Annotated in this window: 16 protein-coding genes, 1 pseudogene and 1 riboswitch; of the genes and pseudogenes, 11 read left to right on the plus strand and 6 right to left on the minus strand. The window is 59.7% G+C overall.

All coding sequences use genetic code 11. The features are described 5' to 3' along the window. The 3 genes and pseudogenes from hisH to hisB all read right to left on the minus strand — a co-directional run. Nucleotides 1-530 (minus strand): annotated as a pseudogene (hisH, locus tag P792_RS21145) (imidazole glycerol phosphate synthase subunit HisH); the annotation flags it as partial. Beyond that, nucleotides 527-874, minus strand: coding sequence for a hypothetical protein (locus P792_RS21150; RefSeq protein ID WP_023977241.1), 348 nt, complete (start codon nt 872-874; stop codon nt 527-529). The gene P792_RS21150 and the pseudogene hisH, both read right to left, overlap by 4 nt. After that, on the minus strand, nt 871-1,467 hold the full coding sequence (gene hisB / locus P792_RS21155) for an imidazoleglycerol-phosphate dehydratase HisB (RefSeq protein WP_023977242.1): 597 nt from the start codon (nt 1,465-1,467) through the stop codon (nt 871-873). Before hisB ends, P792_RS21150 begins: the two co-directional genes overlap by 4 nt. A gap of 78 nt (nt 1,468-1,545) precedes the next feature. Here hisB and P792_RS21160 point away from each other — a divergent pair, with 78 nt between their 5' ends. Both P792_RS21160 and ubiM read left to right on the plus strand, forming a co-directional pair. Continuing rightward, nucleotides 1,546-2,154, plus strand: coding sequence for a nitroreductase (locus P792_RS21160; RefSeq protein WP_023977243.1), 609 nt, complete (start codon nt 1,546-1,548; stop codon nt 2,152-2,154). Continuing rightward, complete coding sequence (gene ubiM / locus P792_RS21165; protein WP_031239846.1) at nt 2,151-3,389, plus strand: 5-demethoxyubiquinol-8 5-hydroxylase UbiM; 1,239 nt, start codon at nt 2,151-2,153, stop codon at nt 3,387-3,389. Before P792_RS21160 ends, ubiM begins: the two co-directional genes overlap by 4 nt. Nucleotides 3,390-3,486: 97 nt before the next feature. On the opposite strand, the gene P792_RS21170 is transcribed toward ubiM, so the two are convergent. Next, complete coding sequence (locus P792_RS21170) at nt 3,487-5,853, minus strand: mechanosensitive ion channel domain-containing protein (protein WP_152530100.1); 2,367 nt, start codon at nt 5,851-5,853, stop codon at nt 3,487-3,489. 90 nt (nt 5,854-5,943) lie between these two features. Next, a complete protein-coding gene (locus P792_RS21175; protein ID WP_023977246.1) occupies nt 5,944-7,017 on the minus strand; it encodes a quinone-dependent dihydroorotate dehydrogenase in 1,074 nt (357 codons plus the stop codon). Nucleotides 7,018-7,294: 277 nt separating this feature from the next. Between P792_RS21175 and P792_RS21180 the strand changes: the two genes are divergently transcribed. The 6 genes from P792_RS21180 to purF all read left to right on the plus strand — a co-directional run bounded on the left by P792_RS21180 (nt 7,295) and on the right by purF (nt 13,005). Next, on the plus strand, nt 7,295-7,543 hold the full coding sequence (locus tag P792_RS21180; RefSeq protein WP_023977247.1) for a hypothetical protein: 249 nt from the start codon (nt 7,295-7,297) through the stop codon (nt 7,541-7,543). Between the two features lie 104 nt (nt 7,544-7,647). Then, a riboswitch (TPP riboswitch) is annotated at nt 7,648-7,789 on the plus strand. A gap of 72 nt (nt 7,790-7,861) precedes the next feature. Next, nucleotides 7,862-9,733: a phosphomethylpyrimidine synthase ThiC gene (gene thiC, locus P792_RS21185; RefSeq protein WP_235075357.1), complete on the plus strand. Its 1,872-nt coding sequence runs from the start codon at nt 7,862-7,864 to the stop codon at nt 9,731-9,733. A gap of 283 nt (nt 9,734-10,016) precedes the next feature. Next, entirely contained in the window at nt 10,017-10,346 is a 330-nt protein-coding gene (locus tag P792_RS21190) for a multidrug efflux SMR transporter (protein WP_023977249.1), read from the plus strand. A gap of 90 nt (nt 10,347-10,436) precedes the next feature. Then, complete coding sequence (locus P792_RS35715) at nt 10,437-10,919, plus strand: hypothetical protein (protein ID WP_023977250.1); 483 nt, start codon at nt 10,437-10,439, stop codon at nt 10,917-10,919. A gap of 22 nt (nt 10,920-10,941) precedes the next feature. Beyond that, the gene (locus P792_RS21195) at nt 10,942-11,469 is read left to right on the plus strand and encodes a CvpA family protein (protein WP_023977251.1); all 528 of its coding nucleotides are present in this window, start codon (nt 10,942-10,944) and stop codon (nt 11,467-11,469) included. A gap of 105 nt (nt 11,470-11,574) precedes the next feature. Then, entirely contained in the window at nt 11,575-13,005 is a 1,431-nt protein-coding gene (gene purF, locus P792_RS21200; RefSeq protein WP_023977252.1) for an amidophosphoribosyltransferase, read from the plus strand. 18 nt (nt 13,006-13,023) lie between these two features. Here the strand turns inward: purF and P792_RS21205 are convergent, their stop codons facing one another. Further along, nucleotides 13,024-13,716 carry a TetR/AcrR family transcriptional regulator gene (locus P792_RS21205; protein ID WP_023977253.1) on the minus strand — a complete coding sequence of 231 codons (693 nt, stop codon included), beginning with the start codon at nt 13,714-13,716 and terminating at the stop codon, nt 13,024-13,026. A gap of 170 nt (nt 13,717-13,886) precedes the next feature. Here P792_RS21205 and P792_RS21210 point away from each other — a divergent pair, with 170 nt between their 5' ends. The 3 genes from P792_RS21210 to P792_RS21220 are packed head-to-tail and all read left to right on the plus strand — an operon-like array spanning nt 13,887 to nt 19,768. Further along, entirely contained in the window at nt 13,887-15,122 is a 1,236-nt protein-coding gene (locus P792_RS21210) for an efflux RND transporter periplasmic adaptor subunit (RefSeq protein WP_031239853.1), read from the plus strand. A gap of 9 nt (nt 15,123-15,131) precedes the next feature. Then, the gene (locus P792_RS21215) at nt 15,132-18,287 is read left to right on the plus strand and encodes an efflux RND transporter permease subunit (protein ID WP_023977255.1); all 3,156 of its coding nucleotides are present in this window, start codon (nt 15,132-15,134) and stop codon (nt 18,285-18,287) included. Continuing rightward, the gene (locus tag P792_RS21220) at nt 18,284-19,768 is read left to right on the plus strand and encodes an efflux transporter outer membrane subunit (protein ID WP_023977256.1); all 1,485 of its coding nucleotides are present in this window, start codon (nt 18,284-18,286) and stop codon (nt 19,766-19,768) included. Before P792_RS21215 ends, P792_RS21220 begins: the two co-directional genes overlap by 4 nt. The last annotated feature ends 59 nt before the right edge of the window (nt 19,769-19,827 follow it).

The raw sequence follows: 19,827 nt of genomic DNA on the forward strand, positions 1-19,827 counted from the left end.
GCCCCGCCGTAGCTTGCAGTGGCGACGATGTCAGTGGGGTTCCACCCTGTCAGGGCGTAGGAGTGCACGAAATAACCGTGATCGCCCTGTTCCAGCCCTGCAGTCAGCCTGTGTGCGCCGGGTTCGAACTCCAGAACGTTCCAGCCCATGTGAGGCAGGCAAAGCCCCGCCTCAAGCGCGAACTCCATCTTGGCGATACTGCCCTCTATCCAGCCGAGCCCCGGCGTGCGTCCGTGCTCGAGGCCCCATTCTGCCATAAGCTGCATGCCCACACAGATGCCCAGGAATGGTGTGCCACGATCCGTCGCCTCAACCAGTGCTTCGCGAAGACCACCCCGCAGCCCGGAGGCGCAATGGGCAAACGCACCCTGTCCGGGAAGGATGATATGGTCAGCCTTCAGAACAGTTTCAGGGTCGGCTGATATCAGCACCTCAGCGTCGAGCCCGCGTTCTGCAACGACGTGGCGCGCCGTTTGTGCCGCTGAGGCCAGATTTCCACCATCATAATCGATGACTACAACGCGTCTCATGAGGCAGCGCGATCCTTGTCCATCAGCCTGAGGCGAGCCTCATCAGCCGAGCGCCCCATCCAGAGCCCGTTGCTGGCATAGCCCTCGAGCCGGGCATCCCAACCAATCACTTCGGCCCCGAATACGGCCAACACGACGTTGAAGGTCCACGAAAGCACCAGCCCGGCGCCCCCGCCACAACGCAGGAGGAGTACGCTAACCAACGCTGTCAGAGCGAACGCAATCCAGCGCCCACTGGCCAGCAATGCGAGCGGACCGAAAACGAGCAGGGACCAGTAAAAACCCAGCTTGACCATAATCGGCTCAACATTGCCGTCGGCGCGATAGGCAAGATAGTCGTTCACAAGACCCCCTTCGTCGATGGAATCATGCCAAGCGCTCGCGGATCATGCGCGACCGCCATTCGCAGGGCGCGGGCAAATGCCTTGAAGCCGCTCTCTGCAATATGATGCGCGTTGCGCCCGGCCTTGCAGGTCACATGAAGCGCAATCGACGATGCCATGGCAAAGGCGCGATAGAATTCCTCGATCAGATCCGTATCCATCTCGCCGATACGCTCGCGCTCGAACGTCACGTTCCAGGCGAGGTAGGGCCGGCCCGAGATATCCACGACCACCTCACACAGCGCCTCATCCAGCGGCACCAGCGCATGCCCGAAGCGGGTGATGCCCTTCTTGTCACCCAGCGCCTGGGCAAAAGCCTTGCCGAGAGCGATACCGATATCCTCGACTGTGTGATGGCCATCCACATGAAGGTCACCGTGACAGCGCACATCGAGATCGAATCCGCCATGCTTGGCAAGCGCGGTCAACATATGGTCGAAAAACCCTATGCCGCTATCGAGTTCGGCCTGCCCGCTGCCATCAAGATTGATCGCAACGGAGATATCGGTCTCACCGGTCTTGCGGTGGATGCGGGACTGTCGGGCGTCTGTCATGTTTCCTTCCATAAACTATTCGTCGCGAATACGCGATGGCCTCTTGGCGAGCACGCGGGAACTTGCCATCTATCCGGCATGAGCAGCTCTCCCGCATCATCCCCCGCCCTCGATGTCCTGCTAACCAGGGCCTCGACCGATCATCTGAGCGCGCCCGCTCCTGACAAGGAGCAGATCGCCCGCATACTCTCTGCCGGGCTGCGAGCGCCGGATCACGGGAAGATGCGGCCCTGGCGATACATCGTGATCAAGGGCAAGCATCGCGCAGAATTTGCCGAGCAGGTCGTCAAGGCCATGAGCGCGGCCGACCCTGAGGTGCCGCAAAAGAAGATCGACAAGCGCCGCCAGCGTTTTGGTGAGATGCCCATGACCATAGCCCTCGTCATGGACATCGACTCCCGAGGCAAGATTCCCGTCTCGGAGCAGGAACTGTCGATCGGTGCGGGGGCCATGAACGTCCTGAATGCGCTTCATGCCGAGGGTTTTGGCGGCTTCTGGGTATCGAGCGACTTCGCGGAGCAGCCTTGTTTCCGTGAGGCTTTGGGGCTTCGGGATTCCCAGCGCCTCGCAGGGTTCCTTTTTGTGGGCACGCCGGACAAACCCGTCCATGGCAGCAAACGCCCCGACATTGCCGAGTATATGGCATTCTGGAAGGGCGAACCTGTCAGCTTCGAGGCCGACAAGTGACGCGCACAGGCTCAACGCTCAGTTTCGATATCACGATTGCCGGGGCAGGGCCGGCAGGGCTGGCCTGCGCGCTTTCTCTTGCCGAGAGTGGATGGCGCGTCGGCGTCATCGATCCGGCACCCGATGCGGCCCTCAGCGCACCTTCGTTCGATGGTCGTGAGATCGCCCTGACCCATCACTCGCGCAGCTGGCTGCAGACGCATGATGTCTGGCGTCACATCCCGTCCGAGTGTGTTTCGCCCCTGAAAACTGCCCGCATTGAAACCGGCCAGGAAGCGCCGGATCATCCCTCGGGGGCTTTGCTGTTTCGGGCACCGGCGGGGCATGAATACGGCGACGCGACTGAGGCGCTGGGTTATCTCGTTCCCAATCACCTGATCCGCACCGCGCTGCATCGCGCGGTTCAGGAGCAGGGCAAGGTATCGATCCTGTCGGGCCGCTCTGTGGCCAGAAGCTCCGGCACCAGCAATGTCGCGACCGTCTTGCTCGATGATGGCAGGCTCGTCGAGAGTGCTCTTCTGGTCGCAGCGGATGGACGGTTCTCACGTATCAGACAGTCTCGCGGAATTGGCGCAATCGTGCATGATTTCGGCAAGGTCATCATGGTCTGCCGCATGCGCCACCCCGAGCCGCATGACGGCGTGGCGCTGCAGTGGTTCGATGAAGGGCAGACAATTGCCCTCCTTCCGGTAGCAGATGACGATCAGCCCGGTCATTTGTCATCACTCGTGCTGACCCTCGACCCTGCCGAGATCGCAGCACTCAAGCAGCTCGATAAAGCTGCCTTCGATGAGGACATCACGCGCAGGACACAGGGGCGACTGGGCCCGATGAGCCTGGAAAGCGCGCGCTGTACCTACCCCCTCAAGACCGTCTTCGCCCATCGCTTTCAGGCCCCGCGCCTTGCCTTGATCGGCGATGCCGCCGTGGGCATGCATCCGATTACAGCTCATGGCTTCAATCTCGGGCTTAAAGGCCAGATTATCCTGAGTGAGGAAATCGCCTTGGGTGATGCCGATCCGGGTGGTGCTGATGTGCTGCGACGCTTTGAGCGCCGTCATCGCCGGGCCACGGCACCCTTGTTTGCCGCGACGAATGGTATTGCCTCGCTTTACACCCATGACGCCAAACCTGTTCTGGCATTGCGCCGGGCGGGGCTGGCGCTTGCCGAGCGTCTGACACCGTTCAAATCCCTGGTTACAGGTTTCCTGATGGACCGTGACCACGCAGCTTGATCCGTTGTTCGGAAAAAGTCAGGGCGAGAGATGAAATAAGGGGGCGGGAGATTAATCTCCCGCCCCCTTATTCATTTCAAGGCCGATCGCTATGACGTCAGGCTGGCTTGCCGAGTTCGACCCCGGCTTCCTGCAACACGCGGTAAGCATCCAGCATGATGGCATTGGTCACACCTCCAACATCGCGCACCGAGGCGACTTTCGCTGAAAGTGCGAGCGTTATACCCGTGTCGGTGATTGCCGAAATGGCCACGCCGGGTGCCGGGTTCTGAAGGATATCCTCTCGCTGGGTCATCATGCCCATCAACGCTGCCTGAGCCTTTGTCGCATCGGCACGCGGAGAAATCGTGACGGTTGCAGAAGCGGCGCTCAGCGCGGTGCCGAGCGTGGCATTGCGAACGGCAGAGGTGATGAACTGCGAGTTCGGGACAATCATGGTCGATCCGTCGCCCAGTCCGATCTCGGTCGAACGAACACTGATGCGTTTGACATCCCCCTTGATGGAACCGAGTTCAATCAGGTCACCGACGCGGATCGGCCGCTCCGCCAACAGGATCACGCCTGAAACGAAGTTCTGCACAATGGCCTGAAGGCCAAAGCCGATACCGACAGACAGGGCGCTCACGACCCAGGTCAAATTCTTGACCGTCACACCGGCTTCCGAGAGCACCATCAGGAAAACCGCGATCCATGCGACATATTTGAAGATGTTGAGGATGGACGTGCGGGCGCCGATATCGAGATTGGTCGTGGGGAAGAGCCGTGCCTCGAGCCACTGACTGAAGGCACCGATGGCGTAATAGGACACGACGAGTATGACCAGACAGAGCACGGCGGTATTCAGTGAGAACTGCACGCCGTTGATGGTCTGACCGACGAAAAGTCCGCGGACGTTATCCGCAATTACCGGCACATCGAGTTTGCCTTGCGACAGGCAGACGGCAACGAAAACGATAATCAGCCCGATATTCACCGCACCGGAAAGGATCACCCCGAACTGGGCCACCCGGTTGGAATGAACCCCAAGGCGTGAGAGACGCCGGGATATAACCGAACCCACAGAAAAGGTGCGAGCCGTGAATTCTTTCACGGCAATCGAGAGGAGAAGCAGGGTCAGCAAGCTGACCGAAAGCGTCAGCGCCCAGATCGCCACGGCGAAGGCGAAAGCCAGATAGCCGAGAGCGATGGCAGCCCAACTGACGAGAAGCACCAACCAGGCCATGCCATAAAACGCAGGCGCCATCCGCGCATCCGTACGCCCCGTGAGCTTACGGCACAGACCGACAAAAAGAAGGCTCACGACGATGGTGAACAGGGCCTCAATCAGGCGCCGGGCCGTGGTCGGGAACGCGTTTTCCTCACCAACGATGAGAAAGAGGGTCTGCAGGAGCACGAGGACTGCAGCACCCCAATCCACACCCCATAAGGCGCGAGTTACGTGCTGCGAGACACCGTCGACTGCTGTAGCGCGGCTGAGTGCGGGCAGACCAGCCCCGAGGATAAAGCCACAGAGGGGCATGATACCAGCAAGACCGGCGACAAAAAGTGGACTCCGCCCGGCCCCCAGAGCGAGAACACCCGAGGTGATCTCCCAAAGCACAAACATAAGAAGTCCGCAGGCCAGCCCGCTCAACGCAACCGGAATGAAGGATTGATGACTCTCTGGAAGCGGCTCGCCGGTAAAGCGCTGGGCGATGTTGCTCTCGACGCCACGAAACAGTCGATAGATCGGGCGCGAAAGCAGGGCCGTCAGGACGAAGACCCCGACCAGGGCGCCCAGCATCCAGGGCCAGTTATATAGCACCCCGGCATAACCGTTATTGAGCGGCGGTGCGAAAGTCAGTTTGAGTTCCGGCCCCTCATCGCGCAGGTCACGCCAGAACGAGAGAGTAAGCGGAGACGCGATACGCTCGGACAGGAGCGCTTGCTGGCTCACACTGCCGCGACGTTGAACCTCCAGCTGCACCTGTTTCGCCTGCAAACCCAGCAGCTTGCCCTGAGTAACGGTGGATTTGATATCCTGCAGCACGGATTGGAGATGCGCGCGCTGCGCAACGATTGCCTGACTCTCACCATCCGCTTTCGCGCCGATGATCTCAAGGTAGCTCTGATAGACTGTCTGATAGGAGGTTGCCTGAGTCTGGATGGACTGGGCGACAGTCGTGATGTCGTCAATCTGGTCGGACAGATCCGAGAGCGTCTCGCTGCCAAGCACGATATCGGTGCGGTTCAGCTGACCGTATATATATTTGAGCCGACCCTGCGCCGTCGTGATTTGCCGGTTGAGCGTAGCGGATACGGTCGTCCAGCCATAGCCATCAGCGGCCGAGGGGACCAGCGGCGACGCAACCGGCACGCTATCCCCCGGTGCAGCCAGAGCTGGAAAAGTCGATACCGAAAGGGCAAAGACAAGGAAGAGCCCGTATAGGAGTTGCAGGGCCGACCGCCTTTTCAAAGCAGACATTTCGATGATCGCCTCCAGTGTTTGTTCGGAATGATGAGGATGCAAACGGTCGGGGGGGCATTACGTTCGCATCCAGAGTTTACCGGCGGCTCAGCCTCGTGATGACTTCAGGTCGCCAACCGACTCAAAGCCCTCACGAGAGAGCTCGCGCAGCAGCTCTTTCTTGATGCGCTGCACCAGATAGGGACCGTGATAGATCAGGGCGCTATATACCTGCACCATATCGGCGCCAGCCCGCAAACGTTCGAAAACGTCAAAACCACTTTCGATGCCGCCGCAGGAGATCACGGCGATACGCCCCTGAACGAGCGGCACGATCCGATGGAGCATCCCCACCGCCAGCTGCGCCAGAGGACGGCCCGACAACCCGCCTGTCTCATGCGCAAGAGCGGAGCGCAGGGAAGGGGGGCGACTGATCGTGGTGTTATTCACGATGATACCCGCAGCCCCGCCCTCAATGGCCGCCTCGACAATTTCTGGCAACGCGTCAGGTTCGAGATCAGGCGCCAGCTTGACAACAAGGGGCGGGTGCTCGGCGTTATGGCGCTTCACGGCATTGAGGATGTCAAGAAGCGCGCCTGCGCTCTGCAGATCACGCAGTCCCGGCGTATTGGGCGATGAAAGATTGATGGTAATGTAATCAGCCAGAGGAGCGACGCGCGAGACGAGATAAGGATAATCTTCCAGAGGGCGGGCACCGAGCTTGTTGATGCCTAGATTGGCCCCGACCGGCACCGCCCGGAGAGCCGCATTGCGCCCAGCCTGAAGGGAGCGGAACCGCTCGAGCCGCTGGACAAAGGCATCGATACCATCGCCGTTGAATCCCATGCGGTTGATGATCGCCCTGTCTTCGGTCAGACGGAAAAGGCGCGGCTTAGGGTTGCCCTCCTGCGGGCGTGGCGTCACGGTCCCGCATTCGACATGACCAAAACCCATGCGGGCCAAAGCAAGCGGGGCGCGTGCATTCTTGTCGAACCCCGCTGCAAGGCCGATCGGATTGGGAAAACGCAGCCCCATACAGCGCGTAGCCAGCGCCGGCTCGTCCTTCGCGGCGCTCGGCCCGAGACCCAGAGCGAGCGCCTCAATGGCGGCCTCGTGTGCTGTCTCCGGGTCAAGGCCATGAAACATCCGGGTTGAAAGTGTGGATAGAAACGCGCGCGCCATGACATATCCTGCAGGTAATTTCTGTCGGCCTCTCTATAACGTGGTGACAGGACGGGTCGACCCCTTTCCAGGTCGATTTGCCCAGCCACTCACAAAACTCGATGTCGCCACCCGACCCGTTTCCTGCTCTGGCACAGTACCCGAACAAGGGTGCCTCTTACTGCCTGAAAACGAGCAAAACGTGACCAGAAGATGCGATGGACCGTGGAAAGGCCGGGCACAACCTGTTATGCGAAGCGCCACGCCACCCAATCGGGCGCAATATGGAGACAGCATTATGTGGGATGAACCCTATCTCGAAACGTGCTGTCGCTCGACGCTGCATCGTGTACTTCTCTGCGAGGGCATAGGCCGTCCGCAGGATCTGCGCGACCAGCCCTGTCTGGAACGCCTGCAGGAAATGGGCTTTGTGACTCTCGGCGATGACGGGCGCTTTCACATCACGCCTGCGGGCATGAATCGCCATGATCAGGAAATAGGGCAGCTCAAGCCAATGAGCGCCCGGGCTTCCCATGTGCGTGCCTGACAGGCCACGCACGGGTTATCAACCCAACCGGGCAATCTTGCAGAGGCCGTGATCCTGCATCGTTAATTCGATTGACAGTACGCGCCTAACCACGCAATGCTCCCGTCCATACCAGGGGGGGCCTCGACAAGAGGCTGAGAGGCTGATCGCGGGATTTCCGTAGCGCAGCGACCCTTTCGCCCCGGCATGTGGGCGAAGAACCTGATCCGGTTCGTACCGGCGTAGGGATTGGTGTGAGCGGCCCGGTCTCTCTGCACGCGACTTCCGTTCACTCTGCTCTTGCGCTGTCGGACATAACTCCACGCCGCAAGGGGAGACATGATGGACGACTCAACGCTTCATTCCACCAAGATCAATACGCTCGATCGCGCGCCCGCGCATGGCACGGTAACAACCGGCCCCATTTCGGGCTCGCGCAAGATCATCTCGAGCCCGGCTGACCGGCCCGATATCACCGTGCCATTTCGCGAGATCGATCTCGAACCTACCGCGAACGAACCCGCGGTAAGGGTTTACGATACATCCGGCCCCTATACCGCCCCTGGCTATCATGCCGATGTATCTCTCGGTCTGCCCCGATTGCGCGACCATTGGCTGTCGCGCCGTGGCCTCACGAAAGTGACCGAGACCCGCGCGATCAAACCTGAGGATAACGGCTTCGCCAAGGGCGATCATGCGGTGCCCCAGTGCCCGGCCCCCCACGGCGTTCTGTCCGGGCAGGATGGGCACCCTGTGACCCAATTCGAGTTCGCCCGTGCAGGGATCATCACGGAAGAGATGATTTTCGTCGCCCATCGTGAAAATCTAGGGCGCGCCGAAATGGTCGAGGGTGCCGAGGCACGCCGTGCCGATGGAGAGGATTTCGGGGCTGAAATCCCGAGCTTCATCACTCCTGAATTCGTACGCTCGGAAATTGCAGCCGGTCGCGCAATCATCCCTGCCAACATCAACCATCCTGAACTTGAGCCCATGATCATCGGGCGCAACTTTCTGGTGAAGATCAACGCCAATATCGGCAATTCGGCAGTGACATCCTCCGCCGCTGAGGAAGTTGAAAAACTTGTCTGGTCTATCCGCTGGGGCGCCGATACGGTAATGGACCTCTCAACCGGTCGTAACATCCACAATATCCGCGACTGGATCCTGCGCAACTCGCCCGTGCCGATCGGCACCGTGCCGCTCTATCAGGCGCTGGAGAAAGTGGGCGGCGTTGCTGAAGACCTGACCTGGGAAATCTATCGCGACACCCTGATCGAACAGGCAGAGCAGGGGGTGGATTACTTCACCATCCATGCAGGCGTCCGCATTGCCCATGTGCCGCTCACGGCGCAACGCACCACAGGTATCGTCTCACGCGGCGGGTCGATCATGGCCGCATGGTGCCTCGCACATCATCGGGAGAATTTCCTGTACGAACATTTCGACGAGATCTGCGACATCATGCGTCGCTACGACATCTCGTTCTCGCTGGGCGACGGGCTACGCCCTGGCTCGATCGCCGATGCAAACGACGCGGCCCAGTTTGCCGAGCTGGAAACGCTTGGCGAACTCGCCCGTATTGCATGGGCGAAGGGATGTCAGGTCATGATCGAAGGGCCGGGCCATGTCCCCATGCACAAGATCAAGATCAACATGACCAAGCAGCTGCGTGAATGTGGTGAAGCCCCTTTTTATACGCTTGGTCCGCTCACCACCGATATTGCCCCCGGCTATGACCACATCACATCAGGCATCGGCGCAGCGATGATTGGCTGGTATGGGTGTGCCATGCTCTGTTATGTCACGCCAAAAGAGCATCTTGGGCTGCCAGACCGATCCGACGTTAAGGTGGGGGTCATCACCTACAAGATCGCCGCCCATGCCGCAGACCTCGCAAAGGGGCATCCTGCCGCACAGGTCCGTGATGATGCCATCTCACGTGCACGTTTCGAATTCCGGTGGCAGGACCAGTTCAATCTGGCACTCGACCCGGATACAGCGCGATCCTATCACGACGAGACCCTGCCGAAAGAGGCGCACAAGACTGCCCATTTCTGCTCGATGTGCGGGCCCAAATTCTGCTCGATGAAGATCAGTCATGACATTCGGCGCAATGCTGAACGTGAGCAGGGCATGGAAGAGATGAAAGAGAGCTTCAAGGCCCATGGCGGGAAGCTTTATCTGAAGACAGATGAGGTCGAGCCGGCCTGACCTATTGTACCCGGCGGCCCCTGAAAGGTCGCCGGTGCCCAGCATTGCTCCCCCAACCTCGCAGGGCAAAGCGGGCATGGGCAGGATATTCCGGATTGGACAAATCGTTCAAGTGCGGGCGACTCACCACGTTGTGACCTTCCTAGTCAGCGCTCGGCCAGCCGCGCAAACGCCTTGTGCCGCAGGAACTCAAGCCAGTCGTCGGTATCCTTGGTCCCCCAGGTAACGTGACACCCCTGCCGGGTTGCGTTAAGAAAACCCCGGTTTCATGGTCCGGGGTCTCATGACATATTTCTATCTTCTGATCGCCATCTGCTCAGAGGTGTTTGCCACCACCATGCTCAAGATGTCGGACAGCTTCACGCGCGCAGTGCCGGGCATGCTGAGCGTTCTAGGCTATGTCATCTCGTTCTACGCGCTATCCTTCACCTTGCGTACCATGCCCACCGGTATCGCCTATGCCATCTGGTCCGGCGTCGGGATCGTGCTCATTTCCGCCATCAGCTGGATCAAGTTCCGGCAGGCCCTCGACACGCCAGCCCTGATCGGGCTCTCTCTCATCATTCTCGGGGTCATTGTCGTTAACGTGTTTTCGCGCTCGGTTGGGCATTGATCGACAAATCGCGTCAAAACATCCGAAGATACACGCATTTAATTGACGATTGCCGTGGCAAATTCATATGCGGATGAGATGAAGGTGCCTATGGACGATCCGCATATTCTTGATGTCTTGCTCGGCCGGCTTGGCCCGGCGACACCTGCCCAGCCCGAAAACCTGCCTGCCCCCCCCAAGCCCAAACGAGGCAAGAAGCGGCAGAGCGCTCCCGTCAAGATGCGTTCCAAGGCTGGCAACAGGAAGGATCCCAAGGGGGGTACGCCGCAGTCTCCGGTTATCGCCGTTCTCTCTGACGACGCGCTGCGACGTAATCTCGCGCATGCCACCGTGCGATGCGTTACCTTCTACTCGCTCGAGCAACCTCAGGATGTGGTTGAGCAAAGCGCCACCTTTCTCGAGGCGCTTCTGCGCCTGTGGGCATTGCGGGGTATTGACGCAAGAGCTGTGTGGCGCGAGATCGATCATCGTGTGCAGCTGGGAAACCTGCTGAACCAGATCAACCGCGACATCCCTGCCAGTACCGATAGCACACGCAAATACTGGCGGCCGTCCTCTACCAAGCTCCCCTGACCGGATCCGCTCCAGAACACCCATGGAAAATTCTGCTGACATCGCAGTCCTCTTCGTTCTTCTCGTTTCAGCGTTGTGGGGCAGCGTACGCGGCTTCGCACGCGAGGTGTTCAGCCTCGTTGCCTGGCTCGGCAGCTTCGTGCTGGCCGCACGGGTCGCCCCCCTCATCCTTCCCTGGATCACGCAGAAGGTTAGTGACCCGCTCGCCGCAACGGCACTTGCCTATATCGTCTCCTTCATCGTGCTGGTCCTCGTTCTGTCGACGGTCGCGCAACGCCTGGCCAGCGGGCTTCGCAGTGTGCTCGTGGGAGGGACGGACAAACTGCTTGGCTGTCTGTTCGGCGTCGCACGCGGCTATATCCTGCTGGTCGTGCTCTATCTCGTCTGCGTCTCTGTGGCAGGCGCAGATATGGCTCATTCGCTTATTGCAGGAAGCAAATCCGGACCCTACATCCTCGACGGCGTGAATTTCGTGCGGAAACTAATGCCATATTTCCCGCAACTTCATCTTGCCATGCCGCCCGCAACAGGTCATGAGGCTGCCTTCTGACAGACCCCGGTCCCGAATGGCCCATTCCAGATCGCCCGATCGCCGCATCACCGATCGCCCCATTTCCGGTCGCCCAAGCGTGACCATGCCCAGGAGCGCCGCCCGATGATTGATCCCGCCACACTCGAAACTGCGAACCGCCCCTATGAGGAATGCGGCGTAGTTGGTATCTGGGGTGCCCCCGATGCCTCCGCTCTGGCAGCGCTTGGCCTTCACGCCCTTCAGCATCGCGGGCAGGAAGCCGCCGGTATCGTCAGCCATGATGGCGAGCGTTTCTGCCAGCACAAGGGCCTTGGCCTCGTGGGCGACGTGTTCAGCGATGCACGTGTCATGAGCACGCTCAAGGGCAGCGGGGCCATTGGGCATAACCGCTATGCCACGACCGGCGGTACGCTGCTGCGCAACGTTCAGCCGCTATACGCCGATTTCGAGTTCGGCGGTCTGGCGGTGGCGCATAACGGCAATCTGACCAACGCAGCGACGTTGCGACAGGCACTCGTCAAGCGTGGCTGTCTGTTCCAGTCGACGACCGACACGGAGGTATTCGTTCATCTTATTGCCATCTCGCTCTATGCCACCGTGCTGGAGCGTCTGGTGGATGCTGCGAAGCAGGTGAAGGGTGCCTACTCGGTGGTGGCGCTGGCGCCCGACTTCCTGATCGGGCTTCGTGATCCGCTGGGCGTACGCCCGCTCATTCTCGGCCGCGTGGCTGATGGCGGCTGGATGCTGGCCAGTGAGACCTGCGCGCTGGATATTGTGGGCGCCGAATTCGTGCGCAATGTCGAACCTGGCGAGATGGTGATCATCGACAATGACGGGATACGCTCCATGCGTCCCTTCGCGCAGACAAGCCCGCGCTTCTGCGTTTTCGAATACATCTATTTCGCCCGCCCTGATTCGATCCTTGAAGATCACTCGGTCTATGAAGCGCGTAAGCAGATTGGCGTTGAGCTTGCCCGCGAGAGCGGCGTGGAAGCCGATGTGATCGTGCCCGTACCCGATTCAGGCGTGCCCTCTGCAATGGGTTTTGCCGCGGAGAGCGGTATCCCGTTCGAGATGGGCATCATCCGCAACCACTATGTCGGGCGCACTTTCATCGAACCGACGGACCAGATCCGCAATCTGGGCGTTCGCATGAAACACTCGGCCAACACGCCTGTGCTCGCGGGCAAGCGTGTCGTGCTGGTGGATGATTCGATCGTACGCGGCACAACTTCACGCAAGATCGTTGATATGGTGCGTGCTGCCGGGGCAACCGAAGTGCATATGCGTATCAGCAGCCCGCCCACGAAGCACCCGTGCTTCTATGGCATCGATACGCCCGAAGAGAGCCAGCTTCTGGCTGCGACCCACAGCATCGAAAAGATGGCCGAGGCCATTGGCGTGGATAGCCTCGCTTTCATCTCGTTCGATGGTCTTTATCGGGCGCTTGGGCATGACGGCCGTACCGGCGCACAGGGACGGTACTGCGACGCCTGTTTTACCGGTGATTACCCCATCGAACTGGTGGACAAGGAAGGCAGGCTGGTTGCCTGACGAATGAAAGGGGCCTCTTCAGGCCCCTTTTTCGTATTCGAGACCGCAGAGAAACATCCTGACGACGCGACGCAGATAACGCGGCGTTTCGTCCCAGTGCTGACGCGGCCGACAATGACTCAGCTCGCACAGCATCGACGTCGCGAGCGAAGCGCCGAAAAGCAGGTCAGACGCTTCCTCGACATCGTCAATCGCCAGGGTTCCTTCATCGACGAAGCGCTCGAGCCACACGCGTAGTGGGAACGGACCAGCCGCGCTGGAGAAGAACTCGCGGACGAAGCGACTGACCTCGGGGTTGCGAGAAACCTCAGCGATCACCACCCGAATCAGACTCAGGCGCTTTTCGGTCATCATCGCGACGGCCAGTTTTTCCAACCCATAAACGAGCTTGTCTTCCACTGTGTCCCCGCGAAGCTCAAGATCACGCAGTCCCGATAGAAGAAGGCGATCCCTGAGCAGTAACTCCACCATTTCCTGCTTGCTTGCAAACATGTGATAGAGCGTCTTCTTGGACATGTTCGAACATTGAGCAATACGATCCATAGATGCGCCGGAGTATCCATACTCCTGCAGCACGATCTCTGCCGCATCGAATATTCTATCCCGCCTCTCGGTCTCGCATAACACTGGCGGTCGGCCACAATGCTTGCGCAGCGCAGCAGGCTCCGGGTCGTGGGCGGGACTTTTGATGGTGAGGGGCACAGTTGACATCGTATTGCGAAAAACCGCTCCAGAGCTTCAAAGGGTCCGTTGACCGAGGTTCGGAAACCGTATAGTTCCCTATGCCAGAGAAACTCAAGGGTTTCCGAAACCTTTTTTGGCGCGAGCGCACGGTTTGCGGTTACCCTTCACAAACATCGGTAATTTTGGATAGCGCCAGCATGCGAGCATTTCAGTCTTACACGCCACGTTTGCCGTGGTCTCTGAAGGCCACTACCAGCCTTTCACTGCGTCTCATCCCTCTGGCTCTGCTGACGCTTGACCTCACGGGCTGCAAACACAAGGCGGACGCTCCCAAACCACCCCCGCAGACGGTAGGGATCTATACGGTCCATCCGCACCCACTCAAGACAGCGACATCGCTGCCTGGCCGTGTCGAGGCGTTCGAGCAGGCGCAGGTCCGCCCGCAGGTCGGCGGCGTGATCCTCAAGCGCGCCTTCGAGCAGGGCACTGACGTCAAGGCCGGTCAGCTCCTTTATGTGATCAACCCGGCTCCCTATAAGGCCACTTACGATCAGGCGAAGGCGCAGCTTCTGCACGCCCAGGCGGCAGCATTGAGCATTCGCGCCCAGCTGGAGCGTTATCGCCCGCTTGCTGCGGCTCATGCCGTCAGCAAACAGGACTACGACAATACCCTTTCATCCTCCCGTCAGGCGGAGGCTGATATCGCGCAGGCAAAAGCCAACGTGGACAGCGCAGCCGTTAATCTGGACTGGACCCAGGTACGCTCGCCCATCGACGGACGTATCGGGCGTATGCTCGTCACCCCCGGCACACTTGTCACCGCTGGCCAGACCACGGCTATTGCTACGGTCACGCGCATGGATCCGATCTACGTGGACGTGAACCTTGCCACCTCGGACATGCTGCGTCTGCGACGCGAATTCGCCAGCGGCAAACTGGAAAAGGTGTCGGGCAATGCTGCAGCGGTTGAGCTCACACTTGAGGATGGCAGCCACTACGACAAGGCCGGCCAGCTGCGCCTGACCGAAGTCACGGTCGACCCCGCGACGGGCACCATGGTCGTCCGCGCCGAATTCCCCAACCCTGATCGCCTGCTGATGCCTGGCATGTATGTTCATGCTGAAGTCGCCGAGGGTGTCGACCCCAAGGCCATCACCATCCCGCAGCCGGCATTGCAGCGTGACTCCAAGGGCGATCCTTTCGTTTATGCGCTCGATGGCGACAACAAGGTGACCATGCGCTTTGTACAGCTCGACCGCGCCCTTGATGGCGACTGGGTTGTGATGGGTGGCCTCAATGACGGCGACCGCATCATCGTCGAGGGATTGCAGAAGGCCCATCCGGGTGCCGTCGTAAAACCGGTCGAGAAATCGGCTGACGACAAGGCCACGGATGGCAAGGCAGCCGACGCCCAGCCCGCGCACGCAGGATAAGAGTAGTCCATGTCTCGTTTCTTCATCGACAGACCGATCTTCGCCTGGGTTATCGGGCTGATCATCATGCTGGTGGGTGGCGTCGCCATCTTCAGCATGCCGATTGCCCAGTACCCCTCCATCGCGCCACCACAGATCGCGATCACGGTTGATTATCCCGGCGCATCGGCCGAGACGGTGAACAACACCACCGTCCGGCCGATCCTGCAGCAGATGTTCGGCCTGGATCACCTCGAATATCTTTCGGCGTCATCCTATGGCAGTGGCCATATGGAAATCGACCTGACCTTCGCACAGGGGACAAACCCTGACATCGCGCAGGTGCAGGTGCAGAACAAACTGCAGCTGGCACAGCCGCGCCTGCCGACAGAAGTTGTCAATCAGGGCCTGAGCGTCACGAAGGCCGTGAAGAACTTCATGCTCGTGCTCGCCTTTATCTCGACCGACAGCAGCATGTCGGGTCAGGACATTGCCGATTACGTGGCCTCGAACGTATCCGATCCTCTGTCGCGCGTTTCCGGTGTGGGTGACCATACGCTGTTCGGTTCCGAATACGCGATGCGCGTTTGGATGGACCCAAACAAGCTATATAAATATTCGCTCAATGTCAGCGATGTTCAGACAGCCATCCAGCAGCAGAACATTCAGGTTTCCTCGGGTGAACTGGGCGGCCTGCCCTCCACCAAGGAGATCGGTTTTGACGCGACCATTATCGGTCCGACCCGACTCAGTGAGCCCGAGCAGTTCAAGAAGATCGTGCTCAAGGTACAGCAGGACGGTTCTCAGGTTCTGCTCAGCGATGTCGCCCGTGTCGAACTGGGTGCGCAGAACTACAATCTGACCTCGTTCTACAACAACCTGCCGACTGTCGGTATGGCGCTCAAGCTCGCGCCGGGTGCGAACCAGCTGACAACCGAGACGGCAGTGCGCGCCAAGGTTGCCGAGCTCGAAAAATTCTATCCGCAGGGCCTCAAGACGGTTTACCCGCTTGATACCGAGCCGTTCATCACTCTGTCGATCAAGGAAGTTGTCATTACGCTGCTCGAAGCCATTGCGCTCGTGTTCGTCGTGATGCTGATCTTCCTGCAGAATTTCCGCGCCACGCTCATTCCGACAATCGCCGTGCCGGTGGTGCTTCTGGGCACATTCGGTGTTCTCTCGGCCCTTGGCTTTTCGATCAACACACTGACCATGCTGGCCATGGTGCTCGCGGTCGGCCTTCTCGTCGATGACGCGATCGTGGTGGTTGAAAACGTCGAGCGCGTGATGAGCGAGAAGGGGCTGTCGCCCAAGGAAGCTTCGCGCCAGTCGATGGACGAAATCACCGGTGCTCTCGTGGGTATCGTGCTTGTTCTTACTGCCGTGTTCCTGCCTATGGCCGCGTTCAGCGGTTCCACCGGCGTGATCTATCGTCAGTTCTCGATCACTATTGTTGCGGCCATGTGGCTTTCGGTGCTGGTGGCCACGATCATGACCCCCGCACTGTGCGGCTCCATGCTCAAGCCGACGCACAAGGAGCACAAGACCGGACCGATTGCCTGGTTCAACCGCAATTTCGATCGCATGACCAATGGCTACCTGAACGGTGTGCGCCGCCTGGTGCGCAGCCGTCTGGTCAGCATGCTCATCTTCGCGGTATTCGCGATCGGCGCTGTGTTCCTGTTCCTTCGTGTTCCGGGCGGCTTCCTGCCGGAAGAAGATCAGGGCATCATCTTCGGTCAGGTCACCATGCGTCCGGGTGCCAATAATGCCCAGACGGCGGCGGTCAACCGCAAGATCACCGATTACGTGATGCACAAATACGGTGATATCGCGCAGTCCGTCTTTGCCATGAACGGCTTCAACTTCGCCGGTCAGGGCCAGAGTGCGGGTGCCTTCTTCATCCGTCTCAAGCCGTGGGATGAACGACCGGGTTACAAGAACACCACCATGTCGGTGGCTGGCGAAATCATGAAGCACTTCTGGATGGACCCGGAAGCGATCATTTTTGCCATCAATCCGCCTGCCGTGATGGAGCTCGGCAACGCAGCGGGCTTCGATCTCGAGCTCGAGGATAACGGGCATCTGGGTCACAAGGCCCTTCTTGCCGCCCGTAACCAGGTTCTGGGCGAAGCAGCCAAAAACCCGCGCCTGATGGCTGTGCGCCCGATGGGCCTTGAAGATCAGCCCCAGTTCCATCTGGATATCGACCGTGAGCGTGCCAACGCGCAGGGCGTGACGAATGCCGAGATCAACACCACCATCCAGGGTGCGTTTGGCTCGATTTACGTCAACCAGTTCATGCGCAGCGACCGTGTCAAACAGGTCTATATTGAAGGTGAAGCCTGGGCGCGCATGACGCCTGAAGACCTCAATAAATGGTATGTACGCAATACCGCCGGCAACATGGTGCCGTTCAACTCCTTTGCCACGGGTAACTGGATTGTCGGTCCGCAGAAGGTGGAGGACTATAACGGTCTGAACTCCTTCGAACTGCAGGGTCAGGGCGCACCTGGCACAAGCTCGGGCGATGCCATGAAGGAGATGGAAAAGATCTTGTCCCATCTGCCCAAGGGTATCGGATACGAGTGGACCGGCATTTCCTACGAACAGGTCGCATCCAGCGGTTCGACTGGCCCGCTCTACGCACTCGCGGCGATCGTCATCCTGCTTTGCCTCGCCGCGCTTTATGAAAGCTGGGCTATCCCGCTTGCAGTGCTGATGGTGCTGCCACTTGGTGTGCTCGGCGCGATTGGTGCCACGCTCTGGCGTGGTCTGGATAACGACGTGTATTTCCAGGTGGGACTGCTGACCACGGTCGGTCTTTCGGTCAAGAACGCCATTCTGATTGTCGAATTCGCCAAAGAATTCTTCGAGCAGGGTGACTCTCTTGAAGATGCCGTTCTCAAGGCGGGTCGCGAGCGTCTTCGCCCGATCCTGATGACCTCCATCGCTTTCGTCTGCGGCGTTTTCCCGCTGGCCATTGCGACGGGGGCCGGGTCGGCGGCACGTGTGGCCATCGGCACCTGCGTGGTCGGCGGCATGTTGTCCGCAACCCTGCTGGCCGTCTATTTCGTCCCGGTCTTCTTCGTGGTGATCCTGCGTCTGTTCAAGGTGACACGCATGAAGGATCGCGTCGATCCATACGAACACCGCAATGAAGCTGCGCGAGGAGAGGGCGCATGAGCCTTTTGACCAAAACCGGATCGGTGGGCGCCCTGCTGGCGTTCACCATGCTCGCCTCATGCGATCTGGCCCCGAAATACCAGCGCCCAACCCAGCCCGTGCAGAATGCCTATCCTGCCGATTCCGGGTCGACGCAGGCCCTCCGCGGTCAGGCAGCCTCGGATATCGGCTGGAAGCACTTCTTTACCGACGCAAGACTGCGCGCATTGATCGAACTTGCCCTGCGCAACAACCGCGACCTGCGTAGTCAGGCAGCAGCGATCATGGAGGCTCAGGGCAGCTACGAGGTCCAGCATGCCTCACTGTTCCCCCCCATTGGGGTCACAGGGCAGGGCCAGTATTTCGCCCCCTCGGAAACGGCAGGCTTTTCCTTCGCCCCTGGTCTGGGGCGCGGCACGTCGATGCTGCGTTATTACGGCGCCAATATCGGATTCTCGTCTTACGAGGTCGATCTGTTCGGTCGTATACGCAACCTTTCCCGCCAGCAGGCGGAAGAGCTTCTGGGCTCACGCATGAACGCGCAATCCGTGCTGATCAGCATGGTAGCGCAGGTGGCCAACACCTATCTGCAATGGCTGGCCGATCGTGAACTCGTGCGCGTGACTGACCAGACCCTGACATCGCAAAGCGACACACTTCGCCTGACGCGCATGAAATACGATCATGGCGAGGCTGACGCCCTGACGCTGGCCCAGACGCAGACCCAGGTCGAGCAGGCGGCCAGCAACAAGGCACAATATGAGCGCCAGATGGCGCAGGACGAGCATCAGCTACAACTGCTCGTTGGTGTGCCTCTGCCTGACACTTTGCCGCCGCCGCAGCGTTTCGGAACCCAGACCCTTATGGCAGATCTGCCTGCGGGCCTGCCTTCCGACCTGATCGGCCAGCGCCCCGATATCCAGTCGGCGGAACACAACCTGATCGGTGCGAACGCCAATATCGGTGCAGCACGCGCGGCGTTCTTCCCCAAGGTCACGCTCACGGCGCAGGAGGGGGTCAGCTCGTTGCAGTTCCGCCATCTCTTCACGCCGGGTGCACAGACATGGTCGGTCTCACCCAACATCACCTTCCCGATCTTCACTTGGGGTCAGAACGAGGGTAACCTCAAGATCAGCAAGGCGCGTCGCCTTGCCCAGATCGCCACCTATGAAAAGACGGTTCAGACGGCCTTCAAGGAAGTGTCTGATGCCCTTACGGCGCGCGAGACCTATCTTGCGCAGGACAGTCACCTCAAGAGCCTCGTCCAGTCGTCGCAGCAGGCCTTCGATCTGGCGATGATGCGCTACAACACGGGTATCGATCCCTACCTTACGACCCTGACGCAGCAGCGCAGCCTGTATGACGCTCAGCAAAACCTCATCAATGTGCAATTGGCCCGTTACCAGAATCTGGTAACGCTCTACCGGGCACTCGGTGGTGGCTGGAGCGCCAGCGATGTCGCAAAGGCCCAGGCCATGCCCGGTGCCGCAAAACAAGGTTGATACAGGAATAGCTTTGATGAAACAGTCAGCGCCGCTTCGTCTCTTCCTCTGCGCCCTCG

It is taken from the genome of Asaia sp. SF2.1 (genome assembly GCF_000505765.1).
Classification (GTDB): Bacteria; Pseudomonadota; Alphaproteobacteria; order Acetobacterales; family Acetobacteraceae; genus Asaia; species Asaia bogorensis.

Excerpts from the sequence above, each read along its gene's own strand:
- hisB (WP_023977242.1), bottom strand. The coding sequence starts at position 1,467 with ATGACAGACGCCCGACAGTCCCGCATCCACCGCAAGACCGGTGAGACC.
- P792_RS21160 (WP_023977243.1), top strand. The coding sequence starts at position 1,546 with ATGAGCAGCTCTCCCGCATCATCCCCCGCCCTCGATGTCCTGCTAACC.
- P792_RS21170 (WP_152530100.1), bottom strand. The coding sequence starts at position 5,853 with ATGTCTGCTTTGAAAAGGCGGTCGGCCCTGCAACTCCTATACGGGCTC.
- P792_RS21175 (WP_023977246.1), bottom strand. The coding sequence starts at position 7,017 with ATGGCGCGCGCGTTTCTATCCACACTTTCAACCCGGATGTTTCATGGC.
- P792_RS21180 (WP_023977247.1), top strand. The coding sequence starts at position 7,295 with ATGTGGGATGAACCCTATCTCGAAACGTGCTGTCGCTCGACGCTGCAT.
- thiC (WP_235075357.1), top strand. The coding sequence starts at position 7,862 with ATGATGGACGACTCAACGCTTCATTCCACCAAGATCAATACGCTCGAT.
- P792_RS21190 (WP_023977249.1), top strand. The coding sequence starts at position 10,017 with ATGACATATTTCTATCTTCTGATCGCCATCTGCTCAGAGGTGTTTGCC.
- P792_RS35715 (WP_023977250.1), top strand. The coding sequence starts at position 10,437 with ATGGACGATCCGCATATTCTTGATGTCTTGCTCGGCCGGCTTGGCCCG.
- P792_RS21195 (WP_023977251.1), top strand. The coding sequence starts at position 10,942 with ATGGAAAATTCTGCTGACATCGCAGTCCTCTTCGTTCTTCTCGTTTCA.
- purF (WP_023977252.1), top strand. The coding sequence starts at position 11,575 with ATGATTGATCCCGCCACACTCGAAACTGCGAACCGCCCCTATGAGGAA.
- P792_RS21205 (WP_023977253.1), bottom strand. The coding sequence starts at position 13,716 with ATGTCAACTGTGCCCCTCACCATCAAAAGTCCCGCCCACGACCCGGAG.
- P792_RS21210 (WP_031239853.1), top strand. The coding sequence starts at position 13,887 with ATGCGAGCATTTCAGTCTTACACGCCACGTTTGCCGTGGTCTCTGAAG.
- P792_RS21215 (WP_023977255.1), top strand. The coding sequence starts at position 15,132 with ATGTCTCGTTTCTTCATCGACAGACCGATCTTCGCCTGGGTTATCGGG.
- P792_RS21220 (WP_023977256.1), top strand. The coding sequence starts at position 18,284 with ATGAGCCTTTTGACCAAAACCGGATCGGTGGGCGCCCTGCTGGCGTTC.